This is a genomic window from Bacillus sp. PS237 (assembly GCF_037963345.1).
Classification (GTDB): domain Bacteria; phylum Bacillota; class Bacilli; order Bacillales; family Bacillaceae; genus Bacillus; species Bacillus subtilis.
Window position 1 is genome coordinate 2468482 of record NZ_CP150156.1, and the last position, 22685, is coordinate 2491166.

The 22685-nt window shown below is 41.3% G+C and carries 23 protein-coding genes; 7 read left to right on the top strand and 16 right to left on the bottom strand.

Going from position 1 to position 22685, the window contains the following annotated elements; genetic code table 11:
* Positions 1-47: 47 nt before the first annotated feature.
* From NST22_RS12680 to NST22_RS12700, 5 genes are all read right to left on the bottom strand, one after another.
* Positions 48-950 (bottom strand): phosphate ABC transporter substrate-binding protein, encoded by a 903-nt coding sequence (locus NST22_RS12680; protein WP_004398774.1) that lies wholly within the window; start codon positions 948-950, stop codon positions 48-50.
* 154 nt (positions 951-1104) lie between these two features.
* A complete protein-coding gene (gene pbpA, locus NST22_RS12685; RefSeq protein ID WP_004398702.1) occupies positions 1105-3255 on the bottom strand; it encodes a penicillin-binding protein 2A in 2151 nt (716 codons plus the stop codon).
* 113 nt (positions 3256-3368) lie between these two features.
* Entirely contained in the window at positions 3369-4661 is a 1293-nt protein-coding gene (locus tag NST22_RS12690; RefSeq protein WP_003230095.1) for an MFS transporter, read from the bottom strand.
* 106 nt (positions 4662-4767) lie between these two features.
* Positions 4768-5376, bottom strand: a complete 609-nt coding sequence (gene sodA, locus NST22_RS12695; RefSeq protein WP_004398583.1) for a superoxide dismutase SodA — start codon at positions 5374-5376, stop codon at positions 4768-4770.
* A gap of 178 nt (positions 5377-5554) precedes the next feature.
* Complete coding sequence (locus NST22_RS12700) at positions 5555-6037, bottom strand: DUF456 domain-containing protein (protein WP_004398518.1); 483 nt, start codon at positions 6035-6037, stop codon at positions 5555-5557.
* A 109-nt stretch (positions 6038-6146) separates the two neighbouring features.
* Between NST22_RS12700 and NST22_RS12705 the strand changes: the two genes are divergently transcribed.
* The gene (locus NST22_RS12705) at positions 6147-6914 is read left to right on the top strand and encodes a DUF1189 domain-containing protein (protein WP_003230089.1); all 768 of its coding nucleotides are present in this window, start codon (positions 6147-6149) and stop codon (positions 6912-6914) included.
* A gap of 415 nt (positions 6915-7329) precedes the next feature.
* Here the strand turns inward: NST22_RS12705 and yqgA are convergent, their stop codons facing one another.
* On the bottom strand, positions 7330-7758 hold the full coding sequence (gene yqgA, locus NST22_RS12710; RefSeq protein WP_009967754.1) for a cell wall-binding protein YqgA: 429 nt from the start codon (positions 7756-7758) through the stop codon (positions 7330-7332).
* Positions 7759-8034: 276 nt separating this feature from the next.
* On the opposite strand from yqgA, the gene NST22_RS12715 reads away from it, so the two are divergent.
* Both NST22_RS12715 and ispG read left to right on the top strand, forming a co-directional pair.
* The gene (locus NST22_RS12715; RefSeq protein ID WP_003230087.1) at positions 8035-8334 is read left to right on the top strand and encodes a LysM domain-containing protein; all 300 of its coding nucleotides are present in this window, start codon (positions 8035-8037) and stop codon (positions 8332-8334) included.
* A gap of 122 nt (positions 8335-8456) precedes the next feature.
* Entirely contained in the window at positions 8457-9590 is a 1134-nt protein-coding gene (gene ispG, locus NST22_RS12720) for a flavodoxin-dependent (E)-4-hydroxy-3-methylbut-2-enyl-diphosphate synthase (protein ID WP_010886567.1), read from the top strand.
* A 25-nt stretch (positions 9591-9615) separates the two neighbouring features.
* On the opposite strand, the gene NST22_RS12725 is transcribed toward ispG, so the two are convergent.
* Entirely contained in the window at positions 9616-10005 is a 390-nt protein-coding gene (locus NST22_RS12725) for a DUF308 domain-containing protein (RefSeq protein ID WP_010886568.1), read from the bottom strand.
* A 132-nt stretch (positions 10006-10137) separates the two neighbouring features.
* Between NST22_RS12725 and NST22_RS12730 the strand changes: the two genes are divergently transcribed.
* A complete protein-coding gene (locus NST22_RS12730; protein WP_003246215.1) occupies positions 10138-10719 on the top strand; it encodes a nucleotidase in 582 nt (193 codons plus the stop codon).
* Positions 10720-10761: 42 nt separating this feature from the next.
* Here NST22_RS12730 and zur read toward each other — a convergent pair whose 3' ends face one another.
* Positions 10762-11199 carry a zinc uptake transcriptional repressor Zur gene (gene zur, locus NST22_RS12735; protein WP_004398578.1) on the bottom strand — a complete coding sequence of 146 codons (438 nt, stop codon included), beginning with the start codon at positions 11197-11199 and terminating at the stop codon, positions 10762-10764.
* A gap of 137 nt (positions 11200-11336) precedes the next feature.
* The gene (locus NST22_RS12740; RefSeq protein WP_003230077.1) at positions 11337-12218 is read right to left on the bottom strand and encodes a YitT family protein; all 882 of its coding nucleotides are present in this window, start codon (positions 12216-12218) and stop codon (positions 11337-11339) included.
* Positions 12219-12333: 115 nt separating this feature from the next.
* On the opposite strand from NST22_RS12740, the gene NST22_RS12745 reads away from it, so the two are divergent.
* Positions 12334-12588 (top strand): DUF2624 domain-containing protein, encoded by a 255-nt coding sequence (locus NST22_RS12745; RefSeq protein ID WP_003230076.1) that lies wholly within the window; start codon positions 12334-12336, stop codon positions 12586-12588.
* Between the two features lie 26 nt (positions 12589-12614).
* Here the strand turns inward: NST22_RS12745 and NST22_RS12750 are convergent, their stop codons facing one another.
* Together NST22_RS12750 and cshB are read right to left on the bottom strand one after the other, a co-directional pair.
* Entirely contained in the window at positions 12615-13508 is an 894-nt protein-coding gene (locus NST22_RS12750; protein ID WP_009967756.1) for a deoxyribonuclease IV, read from the bottom strand.
* 9 nt (positions 13509-13517) lie between these two features.
* Positions 13518-14834, bottom strand: a complete 1317-nt coding sequence (gene cshB, locus NST22_RS12755) for a DEAD-box ATP-dependent RNA helicase CshB (protein WP_004399101.1) — start codon at positions 14832-14834, stop codon at positions 13518-13520.
* A 168-nt stretch (positions 14835-15002) separates the two neighbouring features.
* On the opposite strand from cshB, the gene NST22_RS12760 reads away from it, so the two are divergent.
* Positions 15003-15746: a YqfQ family protein gene (locus tag NST22_RS12760; protein ID WP_003246095.1), complete on the top strand. Its 744-nt coding sequence runs from the start codon at positions 15003-15005 to the stop codon at positions 15744-15746.
* Between the two features lie 122 nt (positions 15747-15868).
* Positions 15869-16813, top strand: coding sequence for a 4-hydroxy-3-methylbut-2-enyl diphosphate reductase (locus tag NST22_RS12765; protein WP_003246170.1), 945 nt, complete (start codon positions 15869-15871; stop codon positions 16811-16813).
* 22 nt (positions 16814-16835) lie between these two features.
* Here NST22_RS12765 and NST22_RS12770 read toward each other — a convergent pair whose 3' ends face one another.
* From NST22_RS12770 to dnaG, 5 genes are all read right to left on the bottom strand, one after another.
* On the bottom strand, positions 16836-17957 hold the full coding sequence (locus NST22_RS12770; protein WP_004399125.1) for a Nif3-like dinuclear metal center hexameric protein: 1122 nt from the start codon (positions 17955-17957) through the stop codon (positions 16836-16838).
* Entirely contained in the window at positions 17950-18600 is a 651-nt protein-coding gene (gene trmK / locus NST22_RS12775) for a tRNA (adenine(22)-N(1))-methyltransferase TrmK (protein ID WP_003246178.1), read from the bottom strand. The genes NST22_RS12770 and trmK overlap by 8 nt, the downstream gene beginning before the upstream one ends.
* A 256-nt stretch (positions 18601-18856) precedes the next feature.
* A complete protein-coding gene (cccA, locus tag NST22_RS12780; RefSeq protein ID WP_003230068.1) occupies positions 18857-19219 on the bottom strand; it encodes a cytochrome c550 in 363 nt (120 codons plus the stop codon).
* A gap of 328 nt (positions 19220-19547) precedes the next feature.
* A complete protein-coding gene (gene rpoD / locus NST22_RS12785; RefSeq protein WP_003226225.1) occupies positions 19548-20663 on the bottom strand; it encodes an RNA polymerase sigma factor RpoD in 1116 nt (371 codons plus the stop codon).
* Between the two features lie 198 nt (positions 20664-20861).
* Positions 20862-22673: a DNA primase gene (gene dnaG / locus NST22_RS12790; RefSeq protein ID WP_003230066.1), complete on the bottom strand. Its 1812-nt coding sequence runs from the start codon at positions 22671-22673 to the stop codon at positions 20862-20864.
* Positions 22674-22685 lie beyond the last annotated feature (12 nt).

Consider the following 22685-nt stretch of genomic DNA (forward strand, 5'->3'; position numbering starts at 1 on the left):
TGTTAAGAGGAGAAACGGTTGTCCCCGCACTCCTCTTTTTATTAAGATCAGCTTTGCTTCCCGTTGGCATCACGTGTCACTTTCATATCAGTAACCGGAATGTAGCCTTGGTCAGTAACAATGCTTTTTTGAATGTCTTCACTCTTTAGATAATCAAGAAATTCTTTAGCTAAACCTGTCGCTTCACCTTTTGTATAAGAATGTTGATAAGCCCAGATCGGATACTCGCCAGTTGCTACATTTTTCGCTTCAGGTTTAACACCGTCAATAGATAGAGCAGTTACTTTGTCATCTGTTAAATATGAGAATGCAAGATATCCAATCGCTCCCGGAGTATCAGCAATGATCTTTTTCACCGTGTTGGAGGAATCTTCAGTAATGCCTTCTGCAGGCTCCGCTCCGTCAAGCGCATATTTCACAAATGTAGCACGTGTGCCGGAAGAATCAGGGCGGTTTACAAGTGTAATCTTTTGGTCTTTGCCGCCGAGCTCTTTCCAGTTTTTGATTTTGCCAGTGAAGATTTTTTTCAATTCATCTTTTGAAATATCCTTTACACCAGCATCAGGGTTTACAGCTGCTGCCATACCAACTACAGCGACTTGATGATCGACAAGCGCTTTTGCATCGATGCCTTCTTTTTCTTCAGCAAAAACGTCTGAATTCCCGATCTGAACAGCTCCTTCAGAGACTTGAGAAAGCCCTGTTCCAGAACCGCCAGCTTGTACCTGTATATCAGCATCAGGGTTTTCTTCCATAAATTTTTCCGCGGCTGCAAGTACTAGTGGCTGCATTGCCGATGAACCAGAAATGGTTAAAGAACCTGATGCCTTTTCTTCTCCTTTTGCAGAATCGCTATTCGATTTTTTACTTTCTCCTGCATTTCCGCATGCAGCTGCAATCATCATAAAAGCAGCCATCAGAAGCATAAGCACCAATTTGTTTTTTTTCATTTCCTGAATTCCCCCTGCGTATAATGTGTAATTTGTCCTACACGTATAGAGTAAAGGTTCTATGTAAAAAGGGTTTGAACCGAATGTTAAGGTTTTGTAAATCAGTGCGTTTTTTTGTATAAAAAAAACGCCCACATCATGTGAGCGTTTTTTTTTAGTTATCAGAAGACGTTGTGTTTTCTGCATTTTCTTCAATTTTGTCTTTATTCTTTTGCTGAGTACCTTCTTTGTCCTGCTTCGATTTCAGCTCAAAATATTTATCCATTACTTCCCTGCCGATTTCGTTTGTAATTGAGTATCTTTGATTGTAATCAATGTAAGTCCAAGGAACTACGACAGAAATAGCAATCTCAGGATTGTCAGCTGGTGCATAAGCCACAAGCGTCGTATTATAAGTGTCTGTTCCTGTTTTTGATTTATCCGGTCCGTCGTAAAATGATTGGGCTGTTCCTGTTTTTGCAGCTGGTTTATACGATGCTGAAGCCAGTTGACCTGCAGCTGTCCCTTTAGTGGCAACCCGTCTAAAACCGGCTTGGACCTCTTCAATATAGCTACTCTTCATATCGACTTTATTCAATACTTCAGGCTGAACAGAATCAACGACTGCGCCGATCCCTTTTTTCGCATTTGAATCTCTGACTTCCTTTACAAGCTGAGGCTTCATGCGGTAGCCACCATTTGCTATGGTGGAGACATATTGAGCCAATTCCAGCGGTGTATAAGTATCATACTGTCCAATGGCGAAATCAAGCAAGAAACCAGATAATCTGCTTGTACCTTTATATCCCGTCATTTCATTTGGTAGATCAATTCCTGTTTTTACTCCTAATCCAAATTGACTGAAATAATTTCTGAAGGTATCAAATGCAGAAGTATCCAAAGGCAATGCTTGGTGAGGTTTATATTCACCTTTACCAACTGCAATTGCTGTTTTAAACATAAAAACGTTTGATGACTTCTCTAATGCAGTTTGAATACCAACCGGCCCTAAGTTTTGCCAAGATTTTTTCCCTCTTTTATCCTGGCCGATATACAATGGTTCATCCTTAAATACAGTATTCAAATTAATCGCTCCAGTTTGAAGACCGGTCAAAACGGTTGCACCTTTTACAGCTGATCCCATAGCGTAGGATGAAGTCATGGCTCCTAATGCATAATCATCAAACTTATAGGCTCCATTTTCTCGTTTAATCTGCTTCCCTGCCATTGTCAGCACTTCGCCGTTTCTAGGGTCCATCATGACAACGAATGCACGATCCAACAATTCGGTACTAGGTCTTGCTTTAGCAGCTTTAAGTTTTTTCTCAATAATTTTTTCCACTGATTTTTGCAAATCAATATCAATTGTTAGTACAAGATCTTTCCCGGCTTTGCCTTCAGATACCGTTTTTGTTCCCGTGACATTGCCTTTTGAATCTGTGATATTTTCGACTTTTGCTTTTTGGCCCTGCAGAAGGCTTTCATATTGGTATTCCAGATAGCTTTTTCCGACCCTGTCATTTCGGCTGTAGCCAAGCGACAGATAATGGTCGAGCAAGTTGGACGGCAATCCTTCATTAGAGCTGGAAACACTTCCGAGCACTGAGCGAAGAAGGTTTTTATAAGGATATTCACGTTCCCAATCGGACGTGACATCAACACCTGGCAGTTCGTCTAAATGTTCACTTACCACTGCCATTTCCTTCGCTGATACATCTTCGTTTTTGATATATTGAGGGGTCAATGCATAGCCCGAATCCATCTGTCTTTTGATAGCAAGGATCTGCATATCTTTATCCGTCAATTCATTCAGCTGCTTATCAGTAATCCGTTTTAGCTGAAGCTGGTATAAATCGTCATCGGATATTTTTTTGTCTTCAACCTGCTGTCTTTCTTTAGAGCTAATGAGCTTTTTCGCTTCTTTCGGTCTAGTCAAAATCCAATAATCTTTTTTATCCCGTTCTGTTACTTTTTTTGTATCGACTTTGATCATGTCAGACAGCTTTTTTGCGATCTTTAAGCGCTGTTCTTGCGTGGTCGATTTAGATCTCGTGTATGTGATTGCATTTAAAGCCTTATTTGTCACAATGGCATTAAAGTTTCGATCATAAATTTTCCCGCGTGGTACCGCTGAGCTGACTTCACTTTGTTCCTGCTTATTCGCTTGGTTTTTGTAATCATCACCTTGCACGATCTGCTTGATGCCCAGTTCCACAATAATCCAGGTAAATATAACAAAGGCAGCTAAAAATAAAATATTCAGCCGGATCGGAAGCGACTTCTTTTTCTCTTTATGATTTTGCTTTTTTGGTTTATTTCTCCTCATAACATCACCTTTTCTATTTACAGAAAGAAAAGACACTCAAGTAAGAGTGCCAGTTTTCATTTTAAAGGTTTTTTCGACTTTTTTCTACAGATAACCCCTTTTTGGCAAAAAAATTATCTCTCGCCTTTTAAAAGGGTCGGTTCTGTTACCCGTTTTTGGCCGTCTTCTTCCATGGTTTCATTTTCCCCTTCTTTCTCCTTAAAACGAATATCCTTGACAAAGTAATAAATCAAAGGATGTCCTATACCCAATATCGCAAGTGACAAAGGAATTCCCACATCCTCTTTCAGAAGGGCCACAATCAGGAGAAAGCACAAAATGGAAACAATTCTGCCGGCGTTCAAGAACATTTCTCTAAGCACGATATATTCAATTCTTGCTTTTCTGGCATGCCTCGCGCGCCCTATCACATCATATGTAAGTGATACATATGGCACAAGCAACAGAGGATAGCCGATGGCAATAAAAACGCCGTACGTTAATAATGTCGAAAAGCTCATATGGAACAGAATCAAAAACAGCGCGCCATACAAAATAAGTCCGCCCAGCAAAATCGATTTTTTTCTCGCCTTTTTCTTAATCAGCCTGGATGCAAAGTAGTAGGCAAAGAAGGAAACAGCTGAATTGACAAGACCGAATGTACCGAGAGCAAGCTCGCTGTTTGTCTCAATAAATACAAACACACTGATTAAAAAGACAAAAATCCCTTCTCTCAAACCCTGAAAAAAATGCGCATTCGTGATTCTCCGCCAATTCATATTGCTATGGCGCTCTCCAAATACTTTGCTCAGCATAAAACGGCCCTTTGATTCTCTCCGTTTTAAGAAAAAGCTCATCACGACAGCCAGGGCAAATAAACTGAGGGAGAGACTGAAAATCACTGTATAACCCGTATTATTTTCAAGCCTTGAGATCACGAATCCGGCTACAATCGGGCCGATCATTCCTGCAGAGGAAGACAGAATGCCCATAAACCCGTTGAAAAAGTCTCGTGTATCCGGCTCTGTTATTTCAAAGGTCAGCACGTTAAACGCTAGCCAATAAAAGCCATAGCCAACTCCGAGCACCGCGCCGATTAGCACGAGGCGGCTGGCCGCCGTTTCTCCGGCTAAAAGCACACTTAAATAAAAGGCAGCTAAAAAAATGACGCCGAACCTTAAAATGAATACCCTGTCTATTTTTTTGGCTAACCGTCCAGCCAAATAAAAGGTTATCGGCTGCATTGTCACAATGGATAAATTATATATCGCCAAATCAATAAATTTCCCTGACTGCTTCCAAAGATACACATTAACAAATGTATTGGACAGTGCAATTCCCAGCGAGTAAAGCCCGCCAATGGTCAGCAGAAAGAGTAAGCCTTTGTTTACGTCTACATCGCCTATCACTTTTTTTAGTTTGCTCATTACTGACTCCCCTTTACTATCCCTTAGTCTGTCTCACTCAAACCGAGATATGTAAAAAGAAGACATAAAAAAACAAGGTCCCATAATGAGGACCTTGTTTGTGCCATTATTTTGCTTCGCTGTATAGACGAGCCACTTCGTCCCAGTTTACAACATTCCAGAAAGCTGAAATGTAATCAGGACGGCGGTTTTGATAGTTAAGGTAGTAAGCATGCTCCCAAACGTCAAGACCTAAGATAGGCGTTTTGCCTTCTGAAAGCGGAGAATCTTGGTTTGGCGTGCTTGTGATTTCAAGTTTACCGTTGTTCACAACAAGCCATGCCCAGCCAGAACCGAAGCGTCCAGCTGCTGCTGCTGCGAATTGCTCTTTGAATTTGTCAAAGCTTCCAAATACACTGTTAATCTCTTCAGCAAGCGCGCCAGTCGGTTCGCCTCCGCCGTTTGGAGATAAAAGTGTCCAGAATAATTTGTGGTTCGCGTGTCCGCCGCCGTTGTTGCGGACTGCAGTGCGGATGTTTTCAGGAACAGAATCAAGATCTGCAACAAGCTCTTCAACTGATTTGTTGGCAAGAGCAGTGTTTCCTTCAACCGCTTTGTTTAAATTTGTCACGTATGTGTTGTGGTGTTTCGTATGGTGAATAGTCATAGTTTCCTTGTCGATATGCGGTTCTAAAGCATCGTACGCATAAGGTAATTCTGGAAGTTCGTAAGCCATGATAATTCCTCCTTAGTATATATGTACTGAAATGCCGCTTCACAGCGAGCCTTTCTTCATTCAATGTAACAAAAGAATGCTTTGTAATCAATGAAAAAGCTCACGATTTGGCTCATTTCAGCGGACATATTTCACTTTAACCGATAATCTGCCCCATTAAACCTGCCGCCAGCATTTCTTATAGGACCGTCCATAAAAAGTAACCGATCATCAAAAGCTGTATGATGCCCTTTGCAATAACCCCTGTTAAAAAACCAATGAGTGAGCCGAGGCCAATTTTAAACGCTGACTTTAAGTCCTTCTGATGGACGATAAGTTCTGCGCAAACAGCCCCGATAAACGGCCCCAATATGATCCCTGCAACCGGAATGACAAAAGGCCCGATTAATAAACCGATCGTGCTTCCCCATATGGCAGCTTTGCTTCCTCCGAACCTTTTTACTCCAAGCAGATTCGACACGTAATCTGCTGCGAATAATACTGCGGCAAAAACTGCCTCAACAAGCCAGAACATATAAGAATACGGACTGAATGAAAATAAAAATCCGTACAATACAAATCCGGCAACAATAAATACTACGCTAGGAATAACAGGATACACCAGCCCGATAAAGGCAATGATAAAAACCGCTGCAATCAACAGCCAATACAACATATCCATAGCTTCCATCCTCCCATTTTACTCTGTCTTCTTCATGTCTTCCTTGTATTCACACGCATGCAACGATACAATAAGCAACATATATTAGTTTAGCTAGGAAGTGAAGATAGTGAATGTGTTTCAGCTTTTCATTAAAAGTACATACTCTCCCCGTGATATTGCAAAAACAAGATTTCAAGGAATCGGAAAAGCGATTCTTTATGTATTTTTGCTCTCTGTCCTGTTTGCAATCCCTACCGCTTATTATGTAAGTACAGGGACCGTAAAATCAATGAACGGCTTTAAAACTGTTTTAAACAAAGATTTCCCTGATTTCACAATTTCAAACGGCAAACTTCAAACGGATGAGAAAAAAGCCACGGAATCTCAGGCAAATGGTTTCGTTATCGTGTTCGATCCGACAGACTCCTATGGCACTGAACAAATTGAAGCAAAGCAAAACGCAATCGGCATCCTTCAGAACAAATTTGTTTTGGCCATTGACGGACAAGCCCAAGAAATGTCTTACTCAATGATGCCGTCAGAGTTACAGAAAAAAGATGTCATTGCAGGTTTAAACCAAAATAAAGCGATGATTGTAACTGTTCTCTCAGCTCTTATTTTTCTCGTAACAGCAGCGGGAAAATTTATTGAAGTATCGTTTTTAGCGCTTATCGGGTTAATCATTAAGAATTCGCAGAAAAAACATTTATCCTATCATCAGCTCTGGAAGCTTTCTGCTTATTCCATCACACTTTCAACTGTATTCTTTACAATCATGCGGGCACTAGAAGCAACCGTACCAAGTGAATTTTTGCTGAACTGGTTTGTCAATTTTGTCATCCTGTTTCTCGTTTTAAAAGAGATTCCGTCCAAAAAAGTAATTAATAAAAGTTAAATTATATTTATTTTTATCCTTTAAGTAGAGAGTGTGAAAGCATTTGCATTAACTTTTTACTTAAGGGATATTTAATAAAATGTATAGAGCTTAAACAGATACATTTATAAAAAAAGCTCTACAATTACTCAAGAACAAGCTCTGGACAATAATATCAGAAGTAGTAAGATGTAACATGAAAGAAGTTCTTAACAGCATTTGACATATGTTTTTAACAAAATAAGAATAATGTTAAATTTTAACTAATAGACTAGTTAAAATCATATGGCAAAATATTTTGCATCCTTTCACAACATATTTACATAAGATAGTTGCTATTTAAAAAGCCAGGTACCAATAGGGCACCTAGCTTTCAGAATTAAATCATCAACAAGTTAGAATTATCTTCTTTCCTTCTATTCTCATTATTGAACTGTTATCTTTTTTGTGGGTTTATGTATACAAATGCAGCTCCCTTAGCTTTCCCCTTATATACTGATAAACCTACTGCCCAAGGTGTTCCTGTCGGTTTTGGTAATTTACTGAAGTAAAACTTTTTGGTTGGAGTTCTACTTGAAAAGTACCCTGAATATTGCGGGCCAATGTCCCCACCCTCAACTATAGATACACCAAAGCTCTTATAATTTAGTTTACCGCATTTTCCATTTGTTTCGGCGTAAGCATCAATAGATGTTGCACTCTTAGTATATGTATAAGCATCTGTAATAACTCTTATTTTACAACCAGAAATACCACTTACCGGTTGCCAACCACTGCTTGCAGCCTCTGCTTTTTCTTTAGGTGCAACTACCAAAGTTAACATTAGTAGCAAAATTAAAAACACAGAAAATTTTCCTTGCTTCATTTTGTAGATCCTCCTTTAAACTATTACATAATTATCCTAACAGATCCATTGTTCATTGTAAATAATGGAATACGAGTTTTATATTATAAAAGCCTCTTTTTGATCTAATTTTGCACTATTTTCTATTTTCTATCTGAAGTTAATGTTTAGTCGAAGAAATCCTGTCAAAAAAGCGCCTGTATAAAAACCGAGCATTCGCAGTCTCTTTTCTTTTGTCATGAATCGAAATGGACAAGCATACTATGGTATAAAATTTCGTATGCGGGAGGAAAAGCGATGAAGCGTCTCACCTTAGTATGCAGCATTGTTTTTATACTTTTTATTCTTTTTTATGACCTTAAAATTGGAACCATACCCATTCAGGACCTCCCTGTCTATGAAGCATCAGCAAAAACGGCTGTACAAGAACCGGCTTATAAAACGGTGAAGGTAAAGCCGGGTGATACGGTTATGTCGATAGTCGGATCAGCAGGTTCTCCGGATGACATTGTAAAGGATTTTGAAGCACTGAATCCAAATGTGAAAGCTAACGCCATTCAAGCCGGAACAGCGTATAAATTCCCGGTCTACCCTTAATTTAACGTTAATTTCTTGTCAGTTCGGCGAAGACACTGTTACAATGTAATTTGTAAAATAAATTCACATAAACCATACTAGAATTGTTATATCTAGAAGCGGCAACTACAATTAAGGAGCGATTGCAAGTGAGTGAAATCACACATCGTACAAAAACGCGTCCCGTCAAAGTGGGACCTTTAACAATAGGCGGCAACAATGAAGTTGTCATCCAAAGCATGACAACAACAAAAACACATGATGTAGAAGCAACGGTTGCGGAAATTAACCGTTTGGCTGAAGCCGGATGCCAAATCGTTCGGGTAGCATGTCCGGATGAACGGGCGGCAAACGCCATTGCGGATATTAAAAAGCGCATTTCCATTCCTCTCGTTGTTGACATACATTTCGATTATAAACTTGCGTTGAAAGCCATTGAAGGCGGCGCAGATAAAATCCGAATCAACCCCGGCAATATCGGCCGGCGCGAAAAAGTTGAAGCGGTTGTTAAAGCGGCCAAAGACAAAGGCATTCCGATCAGAATCGGAGTAAACGCCGGTTCATTGGAAAAACGGATTTTAGAAAAATACGGTTATCCGACTGCCGATGGAATGGTAGAAAGCGCACTTCATCACATTAAAATTCTTGAGGATCTTGATTTTCACGATATTATTGTCAGCATGAAGGCCTCTGACGTGAACCTTGCAATCGAGGCTTATGAAAAAGCAGCGAAAGCGTTTGACTACCCGCTTCACCTCGGGATCACCGAGTCAGGAACACTGTTTGCCGGCACAGTAAAGAGCGCAGCAGGACTCGGCGCCATTTTAAGCAAAGGCATCGGGAACACCATGCGCATTTCACTAAGCGCAGACCCTGTAGAAGAGGTAAAAGTAGCAAGGGAGCTTCTGAAATCTTTCGGCTTAGCCTCCAATGCTGCCACGCTCATCTCATGCCCGACTTGCGGCCGTATTGAGATTGATCTAATCAGCATTGCCAATGAAGTGGAAGAGTATATTTCTAAGATAAAAGCGCCGATTAAAGTTGCTGTTCTCGGCTGCGCTGTAAACGGACCTGGTGAAGCGAGAGAAGCTGATATCGGAATCGCCGGCGCACGCGGTGAAGGGCTGCTGTTCCGGAAAGGGAAAATTGTCCGTAAGGTTCCAGAGGAAACGATGGTAGAAGAACTCAAAAAAGAAATTGACATTCTTGCTGAGGAACACTACGCAAAACTTGAAGCTGAAAAAGCAAAATTAAAAGAAGAAACACAAAAAGCTTGACGGGAACCCGTCAAGCTTTTTTGTGTTAGAAAAATGGAATAATAAATATTCCAAGCACTAATGAAACGACACCGATACCCATTGCCCAGGCTCCAAGGCCTTGAGCACCTCTTCTTCTTGCGATATAGCCGACAATAATACCAGCAGCTCCCAATAAAACAGGCAGTACAAACAATGAAATGATGGACAAGGCTAAAGCGATGTACCCTATTCCCCGTCCTTCATTGACATTGCCGCCGCTGCGATCATTGTCTTGGTCATTGCTGCGGTCAGCAGCACGATAAGGCTCTGCGATTTCAGCAGCTGTTTCCTCAAAAAAACCGTCATTGTCGCGGGTAATATTTGTCCCTTCAGATCCATGATCAACATAGTAACTGTTGTTATCACGCTTTTCGTAATCGTTTGCCACCTTCAATTCCCCCTTCTGTTTTATTAAAGGAGCTTTTATAGTTTGATCCATTTTGCCTGATTCATGTTTGCTAAACTTTTCTGTTAATGTCAATTGTTTATGTTACACTTGAAGGGATGAAACTGAAGGAGTGTGGGCATGTTACGCTTAGGAATAGATATTGACGGCACAATCACGGCTCAGGATACATTCGTCCCTTATTTGAACCGTTCGTTTAATCTTTCCATTTCATTAAACGATATGACGGATTATGATTTAACAAAGCTGTTAAACATTACCCAGGAAGAATTTTGGGATTGGATGAATCAAAATGAAGCGATCATATATAAGGAAGCATTGCTTGCACAGCATGCGAAACAGTCTCTCGATCTTCTCAAAGAGGAGCACAAGCTTATTTATATTACAGCGAGACGGACTCATTTAACTGATATTACTTATGAATGGTTTGACAGACAAAACATTCATTATGACCACATCGAACTTGTTGGGGGTCATCACAAAGTTGAAGCGGTCAAGAATCATAACATCGACCTGTTTTTTGAGGATCATCACGGGAACGCCATGATGATTGCGAAAGAAGCCGGGATACCGGTGATTTTGTTCAATTCCCCTTATAATCAGCTTCCGATTGATTCAAACATCATCAGAGTAAACAACTGGCTAGAAGCCGTTCAATGGATGAACAACAACAAGCATCACTTAATACGCGTCAATAACTGAAAAAGGAGCCCAAACCGGGCCCCTTTTTCATATATACGCATTTTACGCAGTAGTGTTTTCTTGGTTTTCCGCTGTACAATCAGGGCATGTGCCATAAATCTCAAATTTATGCCCGCTGACCTGATAGCCATCCAAATCATCACAAAGCTTGTCCATCGGACATGATTCAATTTCCTTTGTTTTGCCGCAGGCAAGACAAATAAAATGATGGTGGTGATGGGTGAATGAACACTTAAATCGGAAGAGCTTTTCACCGGACAGCTCAGTTGTTTCCAAAATCCCAAGTTCTTCATATAAAGAAAGATTTCTGTAGATTGTATCAAAGCTTAAGCCTGGATAATCATCATTCAGTGCAGACAGTACGTTTTTAGCGGTAAGATATCTGTCTGAATCAGCAAAAAGCTGCAGCATATCCTCCCGTTTGTTTGTATATTTATATCCGTTTTCTTTTAATAGGTTCAGCGCTTCTTGGACGTTCATGAAGGGTCCCCCTTTTCGCTTTGCTTAAGAACGTATCACATGTATGAAAAAGAAAATGGCAGCTGTCTGTCCAGCAAGCCATTTTCTTTACTGCAGATAAAATTATACCCATAAAATGAATAAAAGTAAATGAAAGCCTAGTGGATTGCGTTTTTGAATTTTCCGCCTCTCGTTTCATGAGTATTCATAATTGTTATGAATGCATTTTGATCAACTTCAAACACGATCGATTTGAGCTTTGTCACTTCCAGCCTTGTGACAACCGCGTAAATTACGTCTTTTTCTTCGTCCGTATACCCGCCTTTCCCCTTCAGCTTCGTTGTGCCCCGACCGAGACGGTGCAAAATCGCGTCGGAAATCTCATCATACTGCTCAGACACAATAATGACAGCTTTTGTTTCATCAAGCCCTTGGATCACGGCATCAATCGTTTTCATCGCAATATAATAAGTCATGAATGAGTACATCGCTTGCTCAGGACCGAACACAAAAACTGCCCAAATGAAAATGAACACATTGATGAACATAACGAACTCACCTACAGAAAACGGGAGTTTTTTGGTCAGCAAAATACCGAGAATTTCTGTACCATCCATTGAACCTCCATTTCGAATAACAAGCCCGACGCCAAAGCCGAGTAAAAGACCTCCGAACACAGTAGCCAAAATAGGCTGGGTTGTAATGGCTTCTACATGGTGAAGTGAGGATTCAATAACGGCAAGCCCGACAATCCCTATAAACGTAGAGACTAGAAAGGTCTTACCGATATATTTATATCCGAAGATCATAAAAGGAATATTTAATATGACAACGAAAAAAGCGAAATTCAGAAAGGGGTTTGACATAAAGAGGTGGTCTAAAATAAGAGATACACCGATAATCCCGCCATCAATAAAATCATTGGGGATTAAAAATAATTCAATACTTACAGCCGCAGATGCAGCTCCTACCAGAATCATAAAGACCCTGAAAATAAAATGGGTAAATGTTTCTTTCTTATGTTGTTTTGTTGGGGTCATAAAATCTCCTTTCCTGCAATAACTATTTTAAATACATTATAAATCTATTTTACCATTAAACACTGACACATTTTACTGATTTGCCCATACATTAAGTCTGGAGGTGGAATGACCGATGATTTTATTTCAAAGAATTATTTTGCAGCGGCTTAATCAGGCTACTGCTGATGATTTGCTGAAGTACTCAAAACAATACGGAATCAGCTTAACAAGATCGCAGGCCGTTGAAGTAGCGAACCTGTTATACGGGAAAAATGTAAACATCTTTAATGAGAGTGAACGAATGCGGCTGCTGAAACAAGTAGAGACGATTACATCGAAAGAAACAGCTCAAACAGTTAATGAACTATTCAAACAATTTACAAGCTAAAAAATGGGGGTGTTATCCCCCATTTTTTATTGCTGTAAAATCTTTTCAAGCAATGTATCATCAAATTGTTTTTCTTTCAGCATTTCAATCTCAAAACGGTATGGCGGTTTTTTGTTCTTTTTATCTTCACCGACGTATGGTGTTTCAAGAATTTTTGGAATGTCTTTTAACTGCTCATGGTGAACAACATATTGCAGTGCGTCAAAACCTATTTCACCAAAGCCAATATTTTCATGGCGGTCTTTTCTCGCACCTTTGACATTTTTGCTGTCATTGATATGAAGCACTTTAATACGGTCAATGCCAATGATTTTATCGAACTCATTTAGCACTCCGTCAAAGTCTTCGACAATGTTATACCCGGCATCATGTGTATGGCACGTGTCAAAGCACACTGACAGCTGCTCATTGTGTGTAACGCCTTCGATAATCTGCGCAAGCTCCTCAAAGCTTCTGCCGCATTCTGATCCTTTTCCAGCCATTGTTTCTAATGCAATCTGGACATTTTGATTCGGATCAATCACTTCATTTAAGCCTTCAATAATTTTTTTGATGCCGGCTTCAGCTCCTGCCCCTACGTGAGCGCCAGGATGAAGGACAATTTGCTTCGCTCCGATGGCCGCTGTCCGTTCAATTTCTGAACGAAGAAAATCAACACCCAGCTCAAAAGTGGACGGATTTGTCGTGTTGCCAATATTAATAATATAAGGCGCGTGTACGATAATCTCGTCAATGCCGTTTTCTTGCATATGTGCCCGGCCTGCTTCTATATTTAAGTCTTCAATTTTCTTTCGGCGCGTATTTTGCGGTGCGCCTGTATAGATCATAAACGTATTCGCCCCATAAGAGACTGCTTCCTGGCTTGCAGCCAGAAGCATATGTTTTCCGCTCATAGAGACGTGTGAGCCTATTCTCAGCAACAGGTTCCCCTACTTTCTTTTCTTAGATTGGTTTCTTCTCTGTTTTTTCTTGATTTTCTCCATCTCATAGCTCATTTTCTTTTTATACCCAGGCTTAACCTTCTTCGGCTTTTTCACGAGACGATGAGCAATTTCATCCGCTTCATTCGGCGTTTTTTTACGTTTTTTGCGGCGCTGACGGTCATCGCCTTTTTTCCATTCGCCCTTTTCAAGCTCTAAGTACTCAAATTCGATGCCCATTTTTTCAAGTCTTACTAATGCATCCTCATCAGTAAGCTCATAAATGGTCATCGCTTGTCCTGATGAGCCGGCACGAGCCGTTCTGCCCACACGGTGAACATAGAAATCGAGATCATCCGGCAGCTCATAGTTGATAACATGGCTGACACCTTTAATATCAATACCTCTTGCGGCAAGGTCAGTTGCAATGATATATGTGAATTCCAAATCATTGATCTGCTTCATGACTTTTTTCCGCTCACGTGGTGTTAATCCGCCGTGCAGCAAGCCGATTTTCATGCCTTTGCCAGTCAGATACTGGGCAATATGGTCAGCCGTATTTTTCGTGTTGGCAAACACAATCCCCAGGTATGGATTCAGATGCGACATGATGTCAAAAAGGAGCTTGTCCTTGTCACGATGTTTCGAAGGAATGAGGATATGCTCGATTTTCGCAGCAGTCACCTGTTTTGGCTCCACATGGGCGTATTTCGGATTTTCCATGTATTTCTTCAAGAATGGTTTCAGCTTTTCCGGTATGGTCGCTGAGAACACAAGCATTTGCAGATCCTCAGGCATGCGGGAACCGATGTAATCTACATCTGCAAGGAATCCCATGTCCAGCATTAAATCCGCTTCATCAATAACAAGAGATTCCGCTTTATGAACACTTAACGCCTGTTCTTTGATTAAGTCAGCAATCCGTCCAGGTGTACCGACAACAAGATGCGGCTGTATTTTCAATTTATCAATTGATTTTTGTTTATCAGTGCCTCCGATAAAACATTTCGAGCGAATCTGACTTCCTTCTTCACCCTGCGTGATTTTAAGCGCTTCCTGATAAATCTGGTTGGCAAGCTCTCTTGTCGGAGCCGTAATGACTACCTGAACGACATCCTTAGCAGGATCGATTTTGTTTAATAAAGGCAGTAAATAAGCGTGAGTCTTTCCAGTACCCGTCTGAGACTGGCCGATGACGCTTTCTTTTTTTAACACTGCAGGAATCAGCCTTTTCTGGATATCAGTCGGTTCGTAAAAACCAAGGCGATGTACTGCATCTATAATAAATGGTTTCAATTCATAAAGTTCAAATTTCGTTTCTTTCATTTTTCCCAGCTCCTTAAAGCGGCACATTATGTGTCCATCATCACATTATACCCGATTTTGCTTAAAAACACCACGTTTGCAAGGCGTTTGTTTTATTCAGTTATGTAAAGCAAATACCGCAGCCCATGCATATTCTAATAGCAGAGAGAGCTGAAAGGAGGTACAAGTATGTTTTCACCGCAGCAGCCAATGAGAAATTACCCACAGCCCGGACCGCCCCGCCCCATGCCAAATCAGCGAATGATGGGCAGAAGACCGCCTAATATGCGAGGACCTTCATTTGGAGCACAGCAGCAAGGTTTTCAGCAAGCCGGACAATTTCTTCCTCAGGCAAATGCCGGAGCGAGAAATGGTGCAGGTGCAGGCGGAGGCTTAAAAGGAATGCTGTCAAGGTTCCTCCCCGGCGGAGGAGGCGCTGGCAGCGCCGGGGTTCCCGGAATTCCAGGAGCAGGTGCAGCAGCGAGCGGAGGTGCTGGCCTGCAAGGCATTCAAAATATTGCCAATCCTGCATCATTATCCAGTATGCTTGGAAATGTGCAAAAAGTACTCGGCATGGCGCAGCAAGTCACCCCTATGATCCAGCAGTACGGCCCATTAGTCCGCAATCTGCCAGCAATGATGAAGCTGTACAGCCAATTAAGTAAAAGTGATGATACTGAGACAGAGGCCAATGAGGAAAGTGAAAAACAATCCGTTTCAGAAGAATCATCAGAAAAAGAAAAAGAGACTGAAACAAAAACCTCAGATGGGAACAAAAAATCAAAACCAAAAAGTTCTTCTCTCCCAAAGAAATCTAAAACAACTGACAATAAAGAACAAGAATTAAAAACATCTGCCCCGAAGAAAAAGGAAGCTGCCTCTCCTGCTCCGAAAAGAACATCAGGCAGTTCAAAACCGAGATTATATATTTAACATTCTTTGATATCTTAAGTGAGATTGGCTATAATGAGATCAGAAGAATGCAAGAATAGAGCCGTTTGATTACGGCTTTTTATATTGCCTTTACTCACTTCAGTATTGGAGGACAACCGAAAATGGACGTAATTAAAATTTCACCGCGCGGCTATTGCTATGGTGTTGTTGATGCTATGGTCATTGCCAAAAATGCGTCGCTAGATAAAAGCTTGCCAAGACCCATCTATATACTCGGGATGATTGTTCATAATAAACACGTCACTGATGCGTTTGAAGAGGAAGGGATTTTTACATTGGACGGCTCTAACCGTCTGGACATCTTAAAGCAGGTTGACAAAGGAACTGTCATTTTCACTGCGCACGGTGTTTCTCCCGAAGTCAGAAGAATCGCAGAAGAAAAAGGGTTAGTCGCAATTGATGCTACATGTCCGGATGTGACAAAAACTCATAATCTAATCTTAGAGATGAAAGAAAAAGGATATCACGTGATCTATATCGGCAAAAAAGGGCATCCAGAGCCTGAGGGAGCCGTTGGCGTAGCGCCGGAGATCGTTCACTTAGTTGAAACAGAAGAAGATGTAAAGAACCTTGATATCCAATCTGAGAAGTTAATCGTGACGAATCAAACAACAATGTCTCAATGGGATGTTCACGACATTATGGAGCTTGTCAAAGAAAAATATCCTCATGTCGAATATCACCAAGAGATTTGCCTCGCTACTCAAGTGCGGCAGGAAGCTGTATCAGAGCAGGCAAAAAAAGCGGACTTAACAATCGTTGTCGGAGACCCGAAAAGCAACAATTCAAATAGGCTTGCTCAAGTGTCAGAGGAAATAGCCGGGACAAAAGCATACCGGATCGGCGACTTAAGCGAATTGAAGCTCGAATGGCTGAAAGGCGTTAATACCGTTGCAGTTACAGCGGGAGCTTCAACACCGACGCCGATCACAAAAGAAGTCATTCGCTTTTTAGAGCAGTTTGATCACGAAGATCCATCAACTTGGACAACTGAACATAATATACCGCTCAAAAAAATACTTCCAAAAGTAAAAGCAAAAAACTGAGGCTGTAAAAGCCTCAGTTTTTTTATAGAAATGTAAATGGATTTGTATCTGTTTCAGAAACAAAGATATTCACGCCAAACTTTTTATCATTACACATTGATGTAAGTTTTCTCGTGACGCCTTCTTTCATGATTTTTTCCGCGTAATGGCCCGGATCAACCACATTTAGGCCAAGCATCATCGCATCATGGGCCACATGGAAGTATAAATCTCCTGTGACGTAAACATCGGCTCCCTTTCGTTTTGCATGATGAATATACTTGTTTCCATCTCCGCCAAGAACAGCTACTTTTTTCACCATGCTGTCAGCATCCCCAACCATTCTGACACCATTGACGTCAAGCTTGTCTTTCACAAATAAAGCGAATTCCTTGAGCGTCATCTCATTTTTAAGGGTTCCGACACGGCCGAGCCCTTTTTCGGCGGGAGTCTGTTCGACAGGATAGATATCGTAAGCGACTTCTTCATATGGATGGCTTTTTATCATTGCATTGATAACAGCCTTTTCGACGCTTTTAGGAAATACAGTCTCAAGCCTTACTTCATGAACAAGCTCAAGCTCTCCCACTTCACCGATAAAAGGCTTAGCTCCGTCCAATGGCTTAAAGCTGCCGATTCCTTCAGATGAAAACGCGCAATGGCTGTATTCACCGATATGGCCGGCCCCCGCATTTCCGAGCGCGGCTCTGACCTGCTCTTCATATTCCTTCGGCACGTAAACTGCCAGCTTTTTCAGAGGATCCGTATAAGTAGGTGCCAGCACTTCCGTCTCACTCAGCTCTAATGCTTCAGCAAGCAAATCATTCACACCGCCGTCCGCAACGTCTAAATTTGTATGAGCTGCATAAACAGCAATATCATGCTTCAAACACTTTTCAATTAACCTTCCGGCAGGCTGATCTGTTGAAATATGCTTTAGCGACCGGAAAATTGGTGGATGGTGTGCAATAATCAAGTCAACCTCTTTTTCAATCGCTTCATCGATAACGCTCTCTAACACATCAAGTGTAACCATCACATTTTTAATTGGTTTGTTTAAGGTGCCGATTTGCAGGCCGATTTTATCTCCTTCAACCGCATAGGCTTTCGGGGAAAATTGTTCAAACAGCTGGATGATCTGCTGCCCATTTACACTTTTAGCCATGATCGATTACCTCCTTTAACAGCTCCATTCGATCGGCGAGCTCCTTTAATTTTTGTTTGTTTTGCTCTGTATCCGCCGCTTGGCTGATCTGTTCATAAATGCTTTGAGTGTGCTGAAGCTCTTGTGTCCACTTTTTCAAAAAGACAGCATTTTTTTCTTTTGCCAAGAAAGGGCCAACGAGCATCCCGGCTGATAAAGAAATACCGTCATAAGCCGCATCCCTGTCTCCCGCTTCTGCCACCAGCACCTCATAGCACTTTCCGTCCTCTTCAAGGATTACCTCATCTATCAGCGCATATCTTTCTTTATAAAGCCACTCCCTGATATGAACAGCATGAATATTCGGCTGTAAAATGAGCCGTTCCTTCCCCGTTAATTTGTCTTTGCCCGCTTCTAAAATGTGAGCGATCAAAGCCCCGCCCATTCCGGCAATCGTAATGGCATCAGCTTCACCTTTTTTAATCACTTCCAGTCCGTCTCCCTGCCTTACAGAAATGTGCGAGTTTAAGCCTGATTTTTCAACCTGCCGCTTTGCAGACAAAAATGGGCCGTCTGTTATTTCTCCGGCAATCGCCCCGCTGGCTTTATGATTCAGCACCGCATAACAAGGAAGGTAGGCGTGGTCAGAGCCGATATCGGCCATCACCGCTCCATTCGGTATGTACTCCGCTACTGTTTGCAATCGTTTAGATAATTTTAATTCGTTCACTTGTCATCACAACTTTTCTCAATCATTTTTTCCTTTACTATCATATAAAAAATCAGCCCGGAATCCAAGCTGAAGCAAATGATTTTGAAATTATTTCTTTTGATGCGGGTCTGCACGCAGCAGTCAAAAATAAAAGGCTGTCGAGAACATCTCGGCGGCCTGTGAATGTATAAAGAGAAAAATAGTTCTTTTATTTAATTTTTGACACCCACTCTGCCATATCATCCAGCTTATCGGCCGGAACAAGACCGGAAGGCATTCCATTACCGCCTTTTTCGATCTTTGTTTTAATTTCAGCGACATCTTTCTTATCCCCTACACCTTTTAAGCTAGGACCCGAAACACCTTCATAATTTTCACCGTGGCATGCGATGCAGTTTGCCTTGTAAATTTCTTCTGGTGAAGCGTTTGCATCTTTCTTTTCAGCAGATTTGCTTTCTCCTCCGCTCGCAATCTCCCGAGAGTCATCAAGTCCTTTTACTGATAAAAAGAAAGTTAGACCAATTCCTAAAACAGCGATCAGCAAAAATGGAATAAGCGGGTTCCATTTCATTTCCCTTCCCCCTTTTTGATCCTTCCCCCTATGTAAACACTTCTAATTCTAACTTATTTTTACAAAAAGTAAATGGATTGCTATACAAAAGTTTTTTATTCACACTTTATACAAAATTGAATAGAAACATGCCTAAATCTCTAATATCCTTTTTATTCTATTGTATAATGTATTGTATACGCTTACAATAGAAAATATGGAATTAGATTTTGAAATTTTTCACCACAATGTTCATTTGCAAATGACATCATTTTTCAGTAAAATAAAGGCATATTATCCATATATCTTTTTAAAAAAAGAAGAACGGATCTTCAAGACCCGTTCCATCTTATTCAAGGAAATCTTTCAAACGTTTACTTCTGCTAGGATGTCTTAGTTTCCGCAACGCTTTGGCTTCGATTTGTCGAATACGCTCTCTCGTTACTCCAAATACTTTGCCGACCTCTTCTAATGTTCTTGTACGGCCGTCATCAAGACCGAATCGAAGACGCAATACATTTTCTTCACGATCAGTTAACGTATCAAGCACATCTTCCAGCTGCTCTTTCAATAGCTCGTATGCGGCGTGGTCAGAAGGTGAAGTTGCTTCTTGGTCTTCAATGAAATCACCAAGGTGCGAGTCATCCTCTTCACCGATCGGTGTTTCCAGAGATACCGGCTCTTGAGCAATCTTTAAGATTTCGCGTACTTTTTCAGGCGTTAAATCCATATCTTCCGCAATTTCTTCAGGTGTTGGTTCTCTGCCTAAGTCTTGCAGTAATTGACGCTGCACACGGATTAATTTATTAATGGTTTCAACCATATGAACGGGAATCCGGATCGTTCTCGCCTGATCGGCAATGGCGCGTGTAATCGCCTGTCTGATCCACCACGTAGCATACGTACTGAATTTATAACCTTTGCGATAATCAAATTTTTCAACGGCTTTCATCAGGCCCATGTTTCCTTCCTGGATCAGATCAAGGAACAGCATACCGCGTCCGACATACCGTTTTGCGATACTGACAACAAGCCGCAGGTTCGCTTCAGCCAATCTGCGTTTAGATTCTTCGTCACCTTCTTCAATCTTTTGAGCGTAGGCGATTTCTTCTTTTGCAGAAAGAAGGTTAACCCGACCGATTTCCTTTAAATACATACGAACTGGGTCATTGATTTTAACGCCAGGCGGTACACTTAGGTCATTAAGGTCAAATTCTTCTTCGGCTTTGGCAAGCTGCTGAATATTAGGATCTTCTGTTTCTTCATTCTCACTAATTAATTCAACACCTTGTTCACCTAAAAATTCATAATACTCATCCATTTGGTCTGATTCAATTTCAAAGCTGGACATACGCTCAGCAATTTCTTCATATGTCAAAACGCCACGTTTTTTACCAGACTCTGTTAATTGCTCTTTTACTTGGTCGAATGTTAATTCTGTCTCGTGGGTTTGTTTATCAGCCATTATGGATCCCTCCTTCCAAAGCTTGCAACGAATTCTATAAGCGGTATGATTCTTATTCGGTCCATTCAGGCGTTTTCTATGTGAACTGCCTTTAACAATGTGCGAATAATGAAATGACAATTCATGATGAGGTTAAGCGATCTATTTGCTCCTCCGCAAGGAATCATTGCCAATAAATGCTCCTCATCAGTTCTCCAGTTATTTTAAAGATCGGTTCAATGTAACGATTTCTTGAGCCAAAGAAGCAGCTCTTAAAAAATCTTTTTGCCTTTCTGCTTCGGCTCTTTCCGCCTCTTTTTCTTTTATCATTGACCAATTTCTTTGATTCAACACTTTTTTTACATAATCTGATAACTCGGCTTCGCTAAGCTCTTGATTAACCTGAAGCATTAATATATCGGACAAGAGCTGGCTTATATGATCATCCGTCACCCTGGCCATCAGATGCTGAGGCGTCAGCTCGGCTCCCTCTTCATAAAAAGCATAAAGATAAGCGGCTAATGCCCGGTGCTCATCAATATTAAATTGAAACCCTACCCGGTCAATCACTTTTTTGATGACGCTCCGATCTCGAAGCATGTGAGCGAGTAACAGCCTTTCTGCATTTTCATACGCCGGACGCAAACGTTTTTGCCTTGCTTTTGTCGTCAGATGCGCTCGCCGCGTTTTAGTTTCACCGCTATTGTCAGCAGGTTTGTTTTGCTTGCTGAAAACAGACAGCTGCTCAGTTAAAGACTCCTGTGAAAGCGAAAACTCTGAAGCAAGCTGCTTTACATAGACTTCCTGCTCTAGAGACCCTGAAAGCGTGCTGATTTCTTTCAGTACGTCTTTAATGTAAGCTAGGCGGTCGCCTTCATCGGACAGGTTCTTTCCTTTTCGGAAATATTGCATTTTGAACGCCATTACGGTGACACTTGCGTCAATAATGTCGTTTTTAAATTTTTCCCCGCCGAATTTTTTGATGTAATCATCAGGGTCCAATCCGTCAGGAATCATTGCAACTCTGACTTTGCAGCCTTTTTTTTGCAGAAGCTCCGAAGCTTTTAAGGTGGCTTCATAACCGGCTTTATCAGAGTCATAGCAAAGAATGATTTCTTCGACGTTTCTTCTCAGGATCTTGACATGATCATCTGTAAGAGACGTTCCCATCGTGGCTATGCTTTCCTTTACATCCGAGCTTACGGCCGATATGACATCAGCAAACCCTTCAAATAAGACTGCTCTTTCCTGCTTTCTGATATGAAGGCGGGCCTTATAAAAATTGTAAAGCAGTTTGCTTTTATGAAAGAGCGGGGTTTCAGGACTGTTCATATACTTAGGCTGCTGGCTGCCAAGAGCCCTGCCTGAGAAAGCAACAACAGCCCCGTGATGATCATGGATCGGAAACATGACACGGTTTCTGAAGCGGTCGAAATATCCGCTTCCGTCTTCGCGTCTGATCAGGAGACCCGCTTTTTCCATTTGCGCCTCACTAAATCCCCTCTTTACAAGGAATTTCGTGATAAAGTCCCAAGAATCAAGAGCATAGCCAATCTGAAATTCATTAATCAGCTCTTTCGTAAAGCCCCTAGAAAGCAGATAATCCAGTGCCTCTTGACCTTCTTTTGTATTTATTAACAAATGATGGTAAAATTTCTTCAGGAGCTCATGTGCCTCAGCCATTTTTTGTTCTCCAGAAGACTCTGGCCGGGCTCCGGAATGGACTGTTATATCATCTGGAAAATCAATTTGGTATTTGTCAGCAAGGTGAGAAACCGACTCGGCAAAAGAATAGCCTTCCATCTGCCTTAAAAAAGAGAAAACATTGCCGCCCGCTCCGCAGCCAAAGCAATGAAAAATCTGTTTGTCGGGCGATACGGAAAACGAAGGTGTGCTTTCTCCATGAAAAGGACAGAGTCCAAAGTAGTTTCGGCCTTGCTTCTTTAATTGAACATAATCACCTATGACTTCAACGATATCTGCCGACTTTTGCACCTGATCCACAATTTCATCTGGTATCCGATTTCCCATCTTATAACACTC